At 36.1% G+C, this 14,419-nt stretch carries 11 protein-coding genes; 5 read left to right on the top strand and 6 right to left on the bottom strand.

Annotated features, from left to right (window positions below):
- Positions 1-60: 60 nt before the first annotated feature.
- From V7068_RS07800 to V7068_RS07780, 5 genes are all read right to left on the bottom strand, one after another.
- Complete coding sequence (locus V7068_RS07800) at positions 61-1,269, bottom strand: substrate-binding domain-containing protein (protein WP_499712028.1); 1,209 nt, start codon at positions 1,267-1,269, stop codon at positions 61-63.
- A 129-nt stretch (positions 1,270-1,398) separates the two neighbouring features.
- Positions 1,399-4,656: an AfsR/SARP family transcriptional regulator gene (locus V7068_RS07795; protein WP_499712026.1), complete on the bottom strand. Its 3,258-nt coding sequence runs from the start codon at positions 4,654-4,656 to the stop codon at positions 1,399-1,401.
- Between the two features lie 157 nt (positions 4,657-4,813).
- Complete coding sequence (locus V7068_RS07790) at positions 4,814-5,689, bottom strand: patatin-like phospholipase family protein (protein WP_499712024.1); 876 nt, start codon at positions 5,687-5,689, stop codon at positions 4,814-4,816.
- A gap of 311 nt (positions 5,690-6,000) precedes the next feature.
- Complete coding sequence (locus V7068_RS07785) at positions 6,001-6,693, bottom strand: LrgB family protein (protein ID WP_499712023.1); 693 nt, start codon at positions 6,691-6,693, stop codon at positions 6,001-6,003.
- Entirely contained in the window at positions 6,663-7,067 is a 405-nt protein-coding gene (locus V7068_RS07780) for a CidA/LrgA family holin-like protein (RefSeq protein ID WP_119117914.1), read from the bottom strand. The genes V7068_RS07785 and V7068_RS07780 overlap by 31 nt, the downstream gene beginning before the upstream one ends.
- Before the next feature lie 214 nt (positions 7,068-7,281).
- Here V7068_RS07780 and V7068_RS07775 point away from each other — a divergent pair, with 214 nt between their 5' ends.
- Together V7068_RS07775 and V7068_RS07770 are read left to right on the top strand one after the other, a co-directional pair.
- A complete protein-coding gene (locus tag V7068_RS07775) occupies positions 7,282-8,943 on the top strand; it encodes an alkaline phosphatase (RefSeq protein ID WP_499712020.1) in 1,662 nt (553 codons plus the stop codon).
- Positions 8,944-9,194: 251 nt separating this feature from the next.
- Positions 9,195-9,839, top strand: coding sequence for a 2OG-Fe(II) oxygenase (locus V7068_RS07770; protein ID WP_499712018.1), 645 nt, complete (start codon positions 9,195-9,197; stop codon positions 9,837-9,839).
- 242 nt (positions 9,840-10,081) lie between these two features.
- Here the strand turns inward: V7068_RS07770 and nhaC are convergent, their stop codons facing one another.
- The gene (gene nhaC / locus V7068_RS07765; RefSeq protein WP_499712016.1) at positions 10,082-11,464 is read right to left on the bottom strand and encodes a Na+/H+ antiporter NhaC; all 1,383 of its coding nucleotides are present in this window, start codon (positions 11,462-11,464) and stop codon (positions 10,082-10,084) included.
- A gap of 277 nt (positions 11,465-11,741) precedes the next feature.
- Between nhaC and V7068_RS07760 the strand changes: the two genes are divergently transcribed.
- The 3 genes from V7068_RS07760 to V7068_RS07750 all read left to right on the top strand — a co-directional run bounded on the left by V7068_RS07760 (position 11,742) and on the right by V7068_RS07750 (position 14,413).
- On the top strand, positions 11,742-12,428 hold the full coding sequence (locus V7068_RS07760) for a lysozyme family protein (RefSeq protein WP_499712014.1): 687 nt from the start codon (positions 11,742-11,744) through the stop codon (positions 12,426-12,428).
- A 122-nt stretch (positions 12,429-12,550) separates the two neighbouring features.
- On the top strand, positions 12,551-13,693 hold the full coding sequence (locus V7068_RS07755; protein WP_499712012.1) for a CAP domain-containing protein: 1,143 nt from the start codon (positions 12,551-12,553) through the stop codon (positions 13,691-13,693).
- Between the two features lie 129 nt (positions 13,694-13,822).
- Positions 13,823-14,413, top strand: a complete 591-nt coding sequence (locus V7068_RS07750) for a DUF502 domain-containing protein (RefSeq protein ID WP_499712011.1) — start codon at positions 13,823-13,825, stop codon at positions 14,411-14,413.
- Positions 14,414-14,419: the final 6 nt, after the last annotated feature.

Here is a 14,419-nt window from a genome sequence, read left to right as displayed (position 1 = left end):
TAAAAACTCCCCTACACCTTCACAGTCTGGTCCAAAGGCGTAAGGGGAGTACAACTACATTTACTTATTCCGGATCGGCGGCGCTGTTTCTTCAGGGCTTAATTCTCTAATTAAAACAGGCACTGGATAATCCACGCCCTTCTTATTCTCTAGTTTAATAGAATAAAGAGTTTGAAGGGCTTGATGATCTTCTTTACGGAAAGTCATCGTTCCTTTCGGTGTTTCAAAACTCATTCCTTCCATAGCCTCAATCAGCTTATCAGAATCCGTACTATTCTCTGTTTTCTTCAAAGCTTCGACAATTGAAATAGCTGCACTCATCCCGCCTGGTGTAAACAAATCAGGAAGCTCACCATTAAAACGATCTTTATGCTCTTTTACTAACCAATCATTGACTTCATTGTTGGGCAGATCATGATAATATACGCTAAATCCTTCCATTCCTACTAATGGCTTCATTGTTTTTAACGCGGCAATATCTGGAGCACCAGTCGAAATGGTAATTCCTTTGTCTTGTACTTTCATATCAGCGATTTGATTCCAAGGAGAATTAGCACCCGCCCACACAACAAATAAATAGTCTGGTTTAGCATTGATAATTTTTTGGATATTGGAAGTAAAATCTGTTCCAGCCGGATCGGCAAATTCTTCATGAGTGATAGTTGCTCCCAATTTTTCTGCCGCTTCCTTAAATGCAGTTATTCCATCATGCCCGAAGCTGTTATCTGGTGCAAACGTAGCGATTTTCACTCCTTTTTTAGCAATCGCTGCTGCTCCTGCTACAGCATCTTGTGAGGAGTTTCGCGCTGTTCTAAACACGTATTTATTGAACTCTGAACCAGTAATACTATCTGCAACAGCTGGTTCTACAACAAAGATTTTTTTATATTCTTCTGCAAGCGGTACAACAGCTAGCGTATCAACAGAACTAGATGAGCCCACTAGAAAATCTACTTGATCCTCTTCAAGTAGTTTCGTTGCTTTTTGTACCGCTACTTCTGCTTTCGTTTCTGTATCTTCTATAATGAATTCAATTTTTCGCCCATCGATTTCTCGCGTTCCATCCGTTGCATAATCAAGCCCTAGCTCAAACCCTCTCGTTGTTTGCTTACCATACGATTCAAGTGCCCCTGTCATGGAAGCAAGCACACCAATTTTGATTGTTCCTTCTTCAGATGATTGCTCAGAGGATGAAGAGCCAGAGCTACAAGCTGATGTAAAGACCATCATAAGTAAAACTACAAACAAAGCACCTTTCATTTTCCTCATTCGTTTTCCTCCTATTTTTAAAAATGAAATCCATTAATGCTTGATATCATCTTAAAAAAAGGGAGTTACAAAGGAGTTACAAAATCGGGAGCGAATAAAAAAGCTGAATAGAGGCTCCCCTCATTCAGCTTAGATTGAGTCAGTTTCGGATAGGGTGATATCTGTTGCTTCCATAATCATCTTATACATTTCTTTTGTAGCAGCAAGCGGTTCGACACCGATTTCTTCCTGCAGCACATCACAGCACTTTTTGTACCATTTTAAACTTTGCGGACGATTGTTATGCATATAATAACAATACATTAAGAGACGATACGCTTCTTCCCAAGTGCGATCTTTTTCTAGAATTTTTTCACACCAGTAAATAGCCTCATGGTACGCTTCTGTGACAATACTTAATTGAGCATACCTCTCCGCTCCTCTCAGAAAAAGAACCAATAATCGTTCTCGTTCATTTAAACACCAATCATGAAATTTGCGTTCAGGTAAATAATCTCCTTTATAAAGTGTCAATCCTCTTTTTAAATATTCTTTCGCCTGCTTTTGATTACGTTCTTCTAACCCCCTTAACATCCATTGTTCAAACATCGTAGTATCCAGCATATAAGCTGACTGGTCATTTATTCCGTAACTACTGCCCACTCTTTTAATAAAAAAAGATTGTGACCTTGCTTTCCGTTCCGGCTCTAGTACACTATTAAGAGCATTTAAAGCTACTTTAAAATCTCGGTCTGCTGTTTTCTCATCTTGTTCAGGCCATAGTATCTCTATAATTTCTCGCTTTTGCAGCAGTTTATTTCTCTTTGTAAGAAATAGTTGAAACAATTCTTTTGCTTTGCCTCTTTGCCAGCCTTTATCCTTTACTTCCTGATTGCCTAAAAGGACTTTGAATTGTCCAAGCGTTGAAATCTTTAGTGTATAACCAGGGTGTGTCAAAAGATCATGATACCCTAGTTCCTTTAACGTTTTAGAAACAAACGGTTGCCCAATATTCCGTTTTTGAGCTTCGAGCAGAATGGGGACGAACTGCTGGACATCCACCGGACCATACAGTGTTCGTTTTAAAAGCAAATACTCATAATGTCCAAGTTGAATTTTTTGAAATAATTTTATACATTCCTGCTCAAATACATGCCAGGAACTTACGGAATAAGCAAGCTGAACTTTCCATAGCGTAACAAGAGTAAGCCCGTAAGCATCGCCGCATTGCCAAAATAGCTGCTCCGCTTCGTCCAATTCTTGCTCAGCCATCGCCCAACTTTCCGTATAAACATAAGCAATAGCAATACTTAAACGAATATAAGCTGTCAACCATTGATCATGTGCCTTTTCTGTTTCCTCCATAGCCAATCGCCCGTACTCAACCGCTTGTTTATCATCTTTTCTTCCTGCATAGTACAAACATAAGCCTAAATACGGTTCTGCTTTTCCTCTTGAATTTTTTATATCACCCATAATCATTAATGCCGTTTCATAACACTGTATCGCTAAAGCGGGATCATAGGCTAAAAGCAGTTGAATGGCATGCCCCATTCTAATCCAACCGCAAGCTTCTATATAAGATGATTTTATTTGAATTCCATATCCAATCGCGGCTTGAGCTAAACGTTTGCTCTCTTCAGCATTACCCATATAGGTCTCTACTAATGATAAAATAAGTTCCGTTTCTCGATGAAATTGAGGAATATGCGTTTCTTGATTAAAAGAGTACTCCTTCTGTCTTTCTTGTAAAGTTTCTTTTGCCATCATTAATCTTCCTGTTCGCAAATATAAACGAGCTAGCAAATTTCCATTTTTACTTGTGTTGATTTGTTTAAGACGTGTTAACCATTGTTCTGCTTGATTCGTTTTTCCAGAGTTAATTAAGTTTTCAACTAACAATTGATGCAGCTCGGCGATTTCCTCTTCATCGACATCATAGCTATTCTCTCTTAATTGAATGGCTGCTTGTAAATGCCGTTCAGCTTTACCAGGCTGGAGCGTGTCTAAATATATCCTTGCTTTCCCCTCATGGGCACGGCTCATTATTTGTTTATCATCATATTGCCTACTAAAAAAAATCAATCGATTATAGCAAAATTCCGCTCTTTCATATTGAGAACAAAGCCGCATCACTTCCGCTTCAATCAACCATAGCAAATAATGTTCATCTTTTTTTATTTCAGGAAGAGCGGTTACTTTCTCCAATAAATAATGAATCTTTCCTTTTTTCAACATACTCATCCCGTGCATATGCAAAATTCTAGCCATCCCACCGAAATCAACGAGTTTCTCCAAATGATAAAAACTCATTTCAAACAAACCTCTATTTTCATAATAGCGGGCGGCTCTCTTATTTAATTGAAAAAAACGGTCTGATTGCATGTCTTTACATCGGTTCTCCAATAGCTCTTGGAATAAGGGATGATAACGGTATTGTTGATGACCAGTTGGTATAATAAACAAGTTTTGAAGATTCAAATATTGCAGCATTTCCTCAGCATTCTCGATATCCAAAATATAATCACATGCTTCGGGAGACAATTCTTCTAATATACTTGTTTGTTCCAAAAAGGATTGAACTGTTGAAGATTGATTACGTAATACTTCCGACGTGATATATTGAAAAAAATCATCTAAATAGGAAGAACGATTGGTAATTATTTTATGAAGATGTGTTCCCTCCATCAATTGTTGCGCAACAACTTCTAGAGCAATAGCCCATCCTTCCGTTAACTGAAAAATACGTGCTAACTCTTCATCACATAACGCCAGATGGTAAAAGTCGATAAAAAGAAGCTCAGCCTCTTCCTTTGTTAGCACTAAATAATCTTGAGTTATTTCAAGCATATGGCCATTCATCTTTAAACGAGGAATCCAGTTCCACTGCGGTTTATTTCGGCTAGATAGAACAAGGTGCAGGTTCGAAGGATAATAGTTGATAAGATATTCCATAAACAATTGAATAGACATAGATCTTTCTACATGATGAAAATTGTCGATAATTACAATCACTTCTTCAGATAAGGCAGCCAGTTCATTAATAAATAAAATACTCCATTCTACCAGCTCATCTGTTTTAGAAAACGGAGTACTTGCGTAAGCCCTTTCTAGTAAAACTTGTCCGAAAGAAGGATAGAGTTGTTGAATACTATGAATCATATACTGATAAAATTGAAAAAAATCATCATCTTGTGAAGAAACATCGTACCAACATACTTTTTCTTTCACATCTTGGACAAAAAGAGCTAAAGCTGTACTTTTTCCATAACCAGCACCAGCATGGATGATTGTCAAAGGATACTGATTAATCTGTTTCAATTTCCGATATAACCCAGCACGCCTAATCTTTGGTTCGCGAATCATTGGAGGCTTTAGCTTAGTACTAATCACAGCAAGTGGTTTCATAAGCTTCACCCTTTTTTCATAATTATCCAGATTCACTATTATATAAGCGCTTTCATTTTGATATTACACGATAAAAACAAAAAGGGAAAGTTATCCAAAAGTATAACTCCCTAAATCAATATCTTTCATCTGCCTACTACAATAAATCCTATTCTTTCTATTTAGAATAACTAGCCGCTGTTCCATGTACCATTTCGACGATCAAATTCATCGTTGCTTGTGCGTCCTGTATTCCTAACTGATAAAGCTTCTTAAGCTTTTCCTTATTTTTTTCAAAACGACTAATCGTAATCGGAGAACTTGGCGCAATAACAAGTGCTCTTCCTTCACGTTCAAGCTTCGTCACATAATGAAGAGTTTCATTATAGATTTCATGACGTTGATCTAATAAACGAATCATTTCCGGATATTTCTTAAATAGACGTTTATAGATGATTCGGAATTTCTCAGGTGTTTTCACATAATTGCGATCACGTGTTAAAACGACAATTACTTTGTCACATCCATCCTCAATCGCTTTCCGTACAGGAATTGGATTAGATGTTCCACCATCTAAATATTTTCCACCTTTATAGTCGACCATAGGCGAAAATACCGGAATCGATGAAGAAGCACGAAGAACAGTAGAATCATAATTCATATGTTCTTTTCCAAAATAAACAGGCTTTCCGGTTATCACATCCGTTACGCCTGTTACAAACTCACAAGAAGAGGCTAGAAAAGCATCATAATCAAAAATTTCTAATTGATGCGGAATTTCATCAAAAAGAAAATCCATCCCAAATAGCGATTTTGTTTTCATAAAGTTTGACAGGCTTACATATCTTTTGTCTTCAATATAGTTTGTGTTCACGCGATAATTGCGACCATGTTGTTGAGAAACATAAGATACACCATTACAAGCTCCTGCCGATACACCAATCACATAATCTGTCATAATCTGTTGATCAATAAACGAGTCAAGGACGCCGATTGTATACAATCCGCGCATACCTCCACCCTCTAAAACGAGTCCAATTTTTTCTTTTTTCATTATAATCCTCCCAACTGACATAAAACAAAATAAGCTCGTATACGTGTACTATTCATGATCATTAACAGGTATATTAATCTAGCATACACTTTTTCAAAGTAATATTTTCTCCATTTTAAGGATATCATTCATTCAACATATGTAACAGCAATTAGCATTATAACCCTTAATATAGAAACAATCGAACCGTTTAGCACCATTTATTAGTTATATCAAAATAAAGTAAAACTTCCAGTAACCCAATGTGGAGTACTGACTCTTCATCCGTACACAAAAAATCCTTTGCTGAAATAGGCAAAGGATTTTTTGTGCTATATATGAAAAAAGAATGGAATAAAGGAGCCAATAATCGCACCTAAAATAGCCGTTAACGCCATTGAAATCGAACTCATCGAGAAACTCAGTTCTCCATATTCAGAAGCCTTCGACGTTCCTAGTGCGTGTGATGCGCTACCAAGAGCAATTCCTTTCCCCATATCACTGTTAATACGGCTCCATTGCAAAAAAGAAGGTCCTAATACAGCTCCAACAAAGCCTGCAATGACCACAAATACAACGGTAATAGCTGGAATACCACCTAATTGAGCAGAAACTTCCATTGCTATAGGGGTTGTAATCGATTTTGGTAAAAGTGAGAGAATCATATCTTTATGTAGCCCAAATACAAATGCCAATATAGAACCGCTAATTATTCCCACAAACAACCCAATACATACACCTGTAACAATAGGTGCTAAATGCTTCATTAACATTTTTCTTTGATTATATAAAGGATAAGCTAAAGCGACAACAGCTGGCCCTAGCAAAAAATTAATCCATTTTCCGCCGATTAGATATGTGTTATAAGGAATATGGAAACAAATAAGAAACGCTATAATGATTATCACTGTTGTTAAAATCGGTGATAAAAGCGGTGAAGAGAAACGTACATATAACCGATTCATAGCTAAATAGATGATAACTGTTAACACAATTATAAGGATTGCGATGAGTGTTTGTGCCACTTTTTCTTCTGCTCTCTTTCTTTCGTTTTATTTCCAACAACTTCACTGGATTTCCCTGCTGCAATCATAGTGATAATTGTACTAATAACAACAACTAAAAGGATTAAAACTCCTTTGCCGGTAAAAAGCTCCGGGTACTTAATAATTCCTACTAGCGTTGGGACAAATAACAGTGGTAAAAAAGCTAATAAAAATCCCGCTCCTTGTTTAATCCATTTAACGGAGAAAATATTTAAAGATAATCCAAGGAAAAGTAGCAGCAATCCTATAATACTCCCTGGTAATGGAATATGTAAGTAGGTATGCACTAGATCACCTAAAAATGAAAAACCGAATAAAATCGCAATTTGTACAATAATTCTGATGATATTCATAAATAAATAGATATCCCTTTTTAGGACAACTATCCTCCTTCTCTTTTAGACTATGTTAAATTCTGTATTCTTTCAAAATCATTATACTCCCTTTTCCCCCTTCATGAAACCTTAACAATTGAAGCTCTCTTTTTACATCATTTCCACCGTTCATTAACAATTTTCTTCTATTATGGAATTGTTGGAAGAAATCTTACATACTGGAGGAGAATATATGAGAAAAATCAGTAGAAAAGTCGCTGGATTGACGCTTGCTGGAGCAGTCGCTGTTTCATCAATCGGGTTTACTGCCGCAAATCATAGAGTGACGGAGGCAGAAGCAAAAACAAAGAAAAAAGAGCCGACGAATGTCATTATGATGGTAATGGACGGGGCTAGTGATGATGCGGTCACTTTATCAAGATGGTATAAAGGAAGTAATCTTGCTATGGATGGAATTCTATCTGGCGGTGTCAGAACGTACTCAGCAGAATCTGCCATTACCGATTCTGCACCAGCAGCAACGGCCCTTGCCACAGGTCATAAGTCAAATGACAAATTTGTCGGTGTCCTCCCTTCTATTGTTAATTCTCCTGGACTTTCACAAGTGAAGTCAGAAGATGCTCAAAGACCAGTAGCCAATGTTCTAGAAGGAGCGAAGCAACAAGGAAAAGCAACCGGTCTGATTTCAACTTCAGAAATTCAACATGCTACACCAGCAGGTTTTTCTGCCCATGTGACACATCGAAGTAACTATGAAGATATTGCAGAACAACAAGTCTATCAAAATATTGATGTTGTATTAGGCGGTGGAAAAGAGTCCCTATCCCCTGGTTCAACGAAAAACGCTCGTAAAGATGGCGAAAATCTGACTGATGTACTAAAAGAGAAGAACTATGATATCGTTGAAAATCGCGATGATTTATTAAATAGTAAATCAAAGAAAATTTGGGGAAGCTTTGCTCCAAGTGCTCTTGCTTATGACATGGATCGTGCAACAACTAAGCCAAGCGAGCCTACGTTAGCAGAAATGACTGATAAAGCGATTAAAACATTAAATAAAGACAAAGATGGATTCTTCCTATTTGTAGAAGGAAGTAAAGTGGATTGGGCTGCTCATGCGAATGATTCAATCGGCATGATCAGCGATATTTTAGCTTTTGATGACGCAGTGAAAAAAGCAGTAGAGTTTGCGAAAAAAGATGGAAATACAATGGTCATCGCTGTGACAGATCACGGAAACAGCGGTATTACAATTGGAAATGCTAATACAAGTTCAACCTATCCAAGCGTGCCTGTTTCTGCCTACATCGACCCGCTTAAAAAAGCGAAAATGACGGTAGAGGGTGCATTAAGTCAACTAAAATCAGACAAATCTAATCTAAAAGAAGTCGCTGCCTTGTATGGTTTAGACGACCTTACTTCTGAAGAACTTGCTACTTTAACCGCTTCTAAAAACATAGCTGCAGATATGGTAAAAATGCTCGCTAACCGTGCAAATATCGGATTTACAACAACAGGACATACTGGTGAAGATGTATTCCTCTATTCTTATGGTCCATCTAAACCAACTGGGTTAGTAGAAAATACAGATTTAGCGAAGAGCATGGCAAAATTTATGAACTTCAATTTAAATAAGGTAACCGACTCTATGTATTTAAATGCAGATCAAGCCTTTAAGAAAAAAGGCTATTCTACTCGTATCGACCAAACAGATAAAAACAATCTTGTTTTTGTCGCTACAAAACGAGATCAAACGATAGAGATTCCTGTCAACAAAAATATTGTGATTCAAAAAACGAAAAAAGGTCAAACAAAACAAGAAGTAAAGACCATTAATATTTATAACGGAAAAGACTTCTATGTTTCTGATGAAGTATTGAAAATAGTAAAATAAGAATAAGCAAACCTAAAAGGAACCCCTTATTTTGTTATATTTAAGTTGAATAGGCAAACGTATGAAGATAAAAGGATCGTACATATTAGATATGTCTAATATGTACGACCCTTTTTTTATTTCTTGTTGAATAAGGAACAGGTAAATAACAGAAAGTTCATGGTATAATTATCATAAATAACCATTTGAGAAACAAAATAAAGCAATCATTCTGAAAATTAAACCTTTTGAGAGGACGGTGAAAGTTGATAATGGATAGTAAACAATCAATTAGTAAAGAACAAACTATTTTTAATCACATCGGAAATAAAATCAAAACAGAAGATAGAGAAATTAATATAATTGCTAGATTAGAAGAACCGCTAATAGTAATTTTAGGAAATGTTTTGAGTGAAGAAGAATGTGACGAACTAATTAGATTGTCACAAGACAAAATGCATCGTTCTAAAATTGGAGTTACACGCGAAGTAAATGAGATAAGAACAAGCAGCAGTATGTTTTTTCAAGAAAATGAAAATGACACCATTACCAAAATTGAAAAAAGAATATCATCTATTATGAATATACCCATTGAACATGGAGAGGGTATTCAAATTCTTAAATATACTCCTGGTCAAGAGTACAAAGCTCATTTTGATTTTTTTACCTCCGCAAGTAAAGCGACAAAAAATAATAGAATCAGCACGCTCGTCATGTACTTAAATGATGTGGAGCATGGAGGAGAAACTTTTTTTCCTAAACTAAATTTTTCAATATCCCCCGGAAAAGGAATGGCCGTGTATTTCGAATATTTCTATAACGACAAAAACATAAACGAACTAACTTTACATGGTGGAGCGCCAGTTATAACTGGCGAAAAATGGGTTGCCACACAATGGATGAGAAGACAAAAATAGTAGATTCTTTACCTTCACTCTTACATTCTAAAATAGACACACCCTCTCAGAAATCATTGTAAAGACTTAACTAAAACTTATCCATTTATCACGTAGAGAAATAATAGAAATAGCATACAAAAACGAGTATAAAATCGACAAGATTTTATACTCGTTTTTGTGTTGTTATATAAGGATTTATCGCTCTTTTACGATGAATTGATAATCGAAATACCAAGAAGAAAAAAAGGAAAACCATTTGTCTATTTCTTAAAATGCAAGCCCACTTTCGTCCATCCGCTTACTAAACTTAAAAATGGACAAAGAATGCAGAAGAATGCAAACGGTGCATATTCAAGCGTTGTAACACCGAGCACCTGCGTAAGGAATACACCACAAACTCCCCATGGGACAAGTGGGTTCACAACCGTTCCCGAGTCCTCTAATACTCGGGCTAAAGATTTCCCTTCTAGTCCTAGTTCACCATATTTATCTTGAAAAGCTTTCCCTGGTAATAGAACAGATAAATATTGCTCCCCAGCTAGGAAGTTCACACCAATTCCTGCGAAAACGGTTGCTGAAACTAATCTACCTACATTAATCAGCATTTTTTGAACCGCATGTAAAATCGATGGAATAATACCAAGTTCAAATAAAAGTCCTCCCATTGCGAGAGCTAGTAACACAAGCGAAATGGAAAAATACATACTTGCAATTCCACCGCGAGATAATATTGTATCAAGCTGCTCTACTCCACTATTTAAGACAAAGCCGGAGTATAATACATTTGCCATTTCCTTAACTGTTAGCGCTGGCGTTTCTATAAACGTAATAACGACCGCTGATATAATACCCGCAGCTAATGTCGGAATCGCGGATACTTTTTTCAAAGCCATTCCTCCGACGATAATAAACGGCAATAGGCTCCAAGGGCTAATTGTTGTATACATACTCAACGCTGCTACCATATCTTCAATTTCTTGCACTTTACTTCCACTAGATTGTGGTGAAAGAAAGAAAAATAGTGCAAACGTTACCACGAAACCAGGAATCGTTGTCCATAGCATATTCTTAATATGCTCAAATAATGGAACACCAACTGTTTCAGAAGCGAGATTCGTTGTATCGGATAATGGTGACATTTTATCCCCAAGGAATGCACCAGAAATAATCGCTCCCGCAGTAACCGCTAATGACAAATCTAACGCACCTGCCATTCCGATAAAAGCAACACCGATGGTTGCTGACGTCGTTAATGAACTACCTATACATAAGCCAATTAAAGACGTAATCAAAAAGACAACCGCATAAAAAGCCTGGCCCGAAATAAACTCAAAACCGTAAAACATAATTGTCGGAATCGTACCGCTTGCCATCCAGCTAGAGATTAACATCCCGATTAAAAAGAAAATATAGATTGCTCCTAAACCAGATGATGCCCCTTGCACCATTGCTCTTTCCATACCGGAAAACGAAATTCCTTTCATCCTGCCATATAATAATAGAAAGAACACTCCTCCTAGTATCGGCATATGCGGAGTCATTTTAAAATAAATAATCCCCATTCCAATGATGATAAATAAGCAAGCAAGTATAATCGTTGCTTCTAGCCATGGGAGTTTAAGTTTCGCATTTTCTAGTTTCATAACCATTTCCCCACTTTAATAATATCGGTTTCTCTAATTTCTATATTATTTTTATACATAAACGCTTTTGTGCATAAAAGCATAAAAAGATTTTAAGGGAAAATAATATGTAAGTCAATGCGATCGTTTGTATACCTACAATTCTGATAATTCATTCAATTCATTTATGTATCTATCTCTCTTCAAATATCTTTATGATACTAAAATAGTGATAATCTTATATTTTTGTTAAACTATCTATATAAGAGATTTGTAAAAATAATTTGGAGAGTAGATGATGAAAAGAAAACGAACACTATTTAATATTACTTTTGGAATAGCTACCTTATTTTTTATTTGTGTAATGATTCTCCTATTCCATACAATCGAACAGTTTTTACATTCAACAAAAACAACCAATGCGACAATAATAGAAACAAAAGTGGATCCTTTTACAGATGTAAAAAAATACAGCTCCCTCCTTGAAGATGAATTAAAAAAGTACGAGCTTGAGGAATATACAATCGTTCTTTTATCCTTGATGCAGCAAGAAAGTCGAGGAAAAGGCGGAGATCCGATGCAGTCTTCTGAATCAGCAGGCCTTGCCCCTAATACCATTACAGATCCTAAAGAAAGTATTAAGCAGGGAGTAAAGCACTTTCATCATGTCCTTCAATATGGAAAGAAAAAAGATGTTGATTTCCCCACGATTATTCAGTCATACAATATGGGGTTGGGCTATATTCATTACATCGCAAAAAACGGCGGCACACATAGCGAAGGGCTAGCAAAGAAATTCTCAATGATTCAAGTAAAAAAAAATCCAAAGCTCTATAATTGCGGTGGGGATAAAGACAATTTTCGCTATCCTTACTGCTATGGAGACTTCACTTATACAACTAAAGTCACTAAAAACATTGAAATGATTTCTAGTGATAGCATTCCGACCATGAATACAGAACAAATCACAGGTAAAGCTTTTTAAGGTGTGCCTGTAATTTGTTTTTTATTAAATTCCATTTTTTACAAAACCATTACCTTTTCTTTTAATGATTAATCATTATACAATAATTTTACTGCATATCGTTTAAACGAGGAGGTATTACATTGAGAGGGCTTACCAAACTTCTTATTTTTCTATGCCTAGTCGGCTTTATTTGGTATAAATACGGAGAAGATCTTGCAGATTCTAACTATCAAGCAGCATATGAAGATGTACAATCTGATATTCGCTCTGTCATTAATCACCCTAACGTTTCGGCTTCACTTGATACACTGCAAGATGGTCTCAATCATCTAATTGATGAACTGAATCAACTGGTAGAGCGTATCCCAAGTGAAGACAAACAACAAACCCAAGATCAGGTGGAGCAACCTGATTTAAAAACACCTGACAAGCAATCCCTCTCTGTTTATAATATTGAGCTTGGTGATTCGAAAGAAGACGTTGAAAAACAAGCAGGGACAGCCAAACGCTCTTCTTATAATGAATACGGTGTGAAATGGTACGCTTATCATAAAAACTACCACAACTTTTTCATGGCCGCTTACGATGAAAACGAAAAAGTAGTCGGTTTATATACGAATCAAGATTTAATTTCAGCGAAACAAGGAATTAAATTAGGAAGTGCAAAAGATACCGTTCTTAAGCAATTCGGTGAACCTATTACAAAGATTCGAAAAGGTTTTGTCTTTTATCAACTGCAAAACAACGATGAATATCATTTATTTCAATTAGATGATAGTTATGTGACCATCTTTTATGATAAACATGAGGGCAATACCGTAACAGCTGTACAAATCATAGGCGAAGAAGTCGAAGAACAAAAGAAAGACTTTTATGTCGAAGCAAGTCCACAATTAAAGGAAGGTTTTGAATTTCAACTGTTTGATTTAACAAATGCCGCTAGAGTTGAGCACGATCTTCCTGCTCTTTCTTGGGATAATACTGTAAAAGAAACAGCTCGCGATCACAGTTCAGATATGGCTGCAAATAATTATTTCGATCATACAAATTTGAAAGGGCAATCCCCCTTTGATCGAATGAAAGAAGATAATATTCGCTTTAGAGCGGCCGGTGAAAACCTTGCTGCTGGCCAATTAAGCAGCATCTTTGCTCATGAAGGTCTTATGAACTCACTTGGACATCGTGAAAATATTTTGCATAATGACTTTGAATCATTAGGAGTAGGCGTAGCCTTCAATTCGGAATACAAACCATATTATACAGAGAATTTTTTAACAAAGTAAGAAAATATACCCTTGAAGAATGCACCCAACCTCCTTATCATGATGGACAATAAGTGCAGATTACTTGTGACATATGATGAATAGTGAGTTATGTTCATACATGTAGAAAATATTTAGGAGATTTAAAAAGTGAAGATTATTGTACAAAATTTTATTAAGGGTATTTTAACGATTGTACCCATTATTCTAGTTGTATATGTTGTTTTTAAAACATTTATTTTTTTAGATAGCATTCTTGGTAATGTATTAAAACCTTATTTAAAGGAAGATTACATCCCTGGAATTGGTTTATTAGCGACGATTGCTCTCATCACACTTTTAGGCTGGCTGTCTACGAAGTTTTTCACAGGAACAATGATTGGGTTGATTGATAAGCTTCTTGAACATATCCCAATTGTTAAAACAATCTACTCTGTGATTAAAGACACCATTCATTCATTTCTTGGTGAGAAAAAATCTTTTTCGAAAGTAGCCTTAGTTACGATACCTGGTACAGAAATCAAAAGTATGGGATTCATTACAACAGAAGATTTAGAAAGTTTTTATGATCCGTTAAAAGACTATGTTGCTGTTTATATTCAACAAACCTTTCAAGTAGCTGGTGTGACCTTATTGATTCCAAAAGATCAGGTAGAAGTGATTGATGTAAAGCCAGAAGAAGCAATGAAATTTATTCTATCCGGGGGAATGACCTCTAAAAAAGAAAAACAGAAGGTGTAAATATAG

The sequence above is a fragment of the Bacillus sp. JJ634 genome (assembly GCF_036962285.1).
GTDB classification, from domain to species: Bacteria; Bacillota; Bacilli; order Bacillales; family DSM-1321; genus Peribacillus; species Peribacillus asahii_A.
This window is presented reverse-complemented; position numbering and strand designations above follow the sequence as displayed.

Bases quoted from the DNA above. Each gene is read 5' to 3' on its own strand.
- V7068_RS07775 (WP_499712020.1), top strand. From the start codon at position 7,282: ATGAGAAAAATCAGTAGAAAAGTCGCTGGATTGACGCTTGCTGGAGCA.
- V7068_RS07770 (WP_499712018.1), top strand. From the start codon at position 9,195: ATGGATAGTAAACAATCAATTAGTAAAGAACAAACTATTTTTAATCAC.
- V7068_RS07795 (WP_499712026.1), bottom strand. From the start codon at position 4,656: ATGAAACCACTTGCTGTGATTAGTACTAAGCTAAAGCCTCCAATGATT.
- V7068_RS07780 (WP_119117914.1), bottom strand. From the start codon at position 7,067: ATGAATATCATCAGAATTATTGTACAAATTGCGATTTTATTCGGTTTT.
- V7068_RS07760 (WP_499712014.1), top strand. From the start codon at position 11,742: ATGAAAAGAAAACGAACACTATTTAATATTACTTTTGGAATAGCTACC.
- V7068_RS07790 (WP_499712024.1), bottom strand. From the start codon at position 5,689: ATGAAAAAAGAAAAAATTGGACTCGTTTTAGAGGGTGGAGGTATGCGC.
- nhaC (WP_499712016.1), bottom strand. From the start codon at position 11,464: ATGAAACTAGAAAATGCGAAACTTAAACTCCCATGGCTAGAAGCAACG.
- V7068_RS07800 (WP_499712028.1), bottom strand. From the start codon at position 1,269: ATGAGGAAAATGAAAGGTGCTTTGTTTGTAGTTTTACTTATGATGGTC.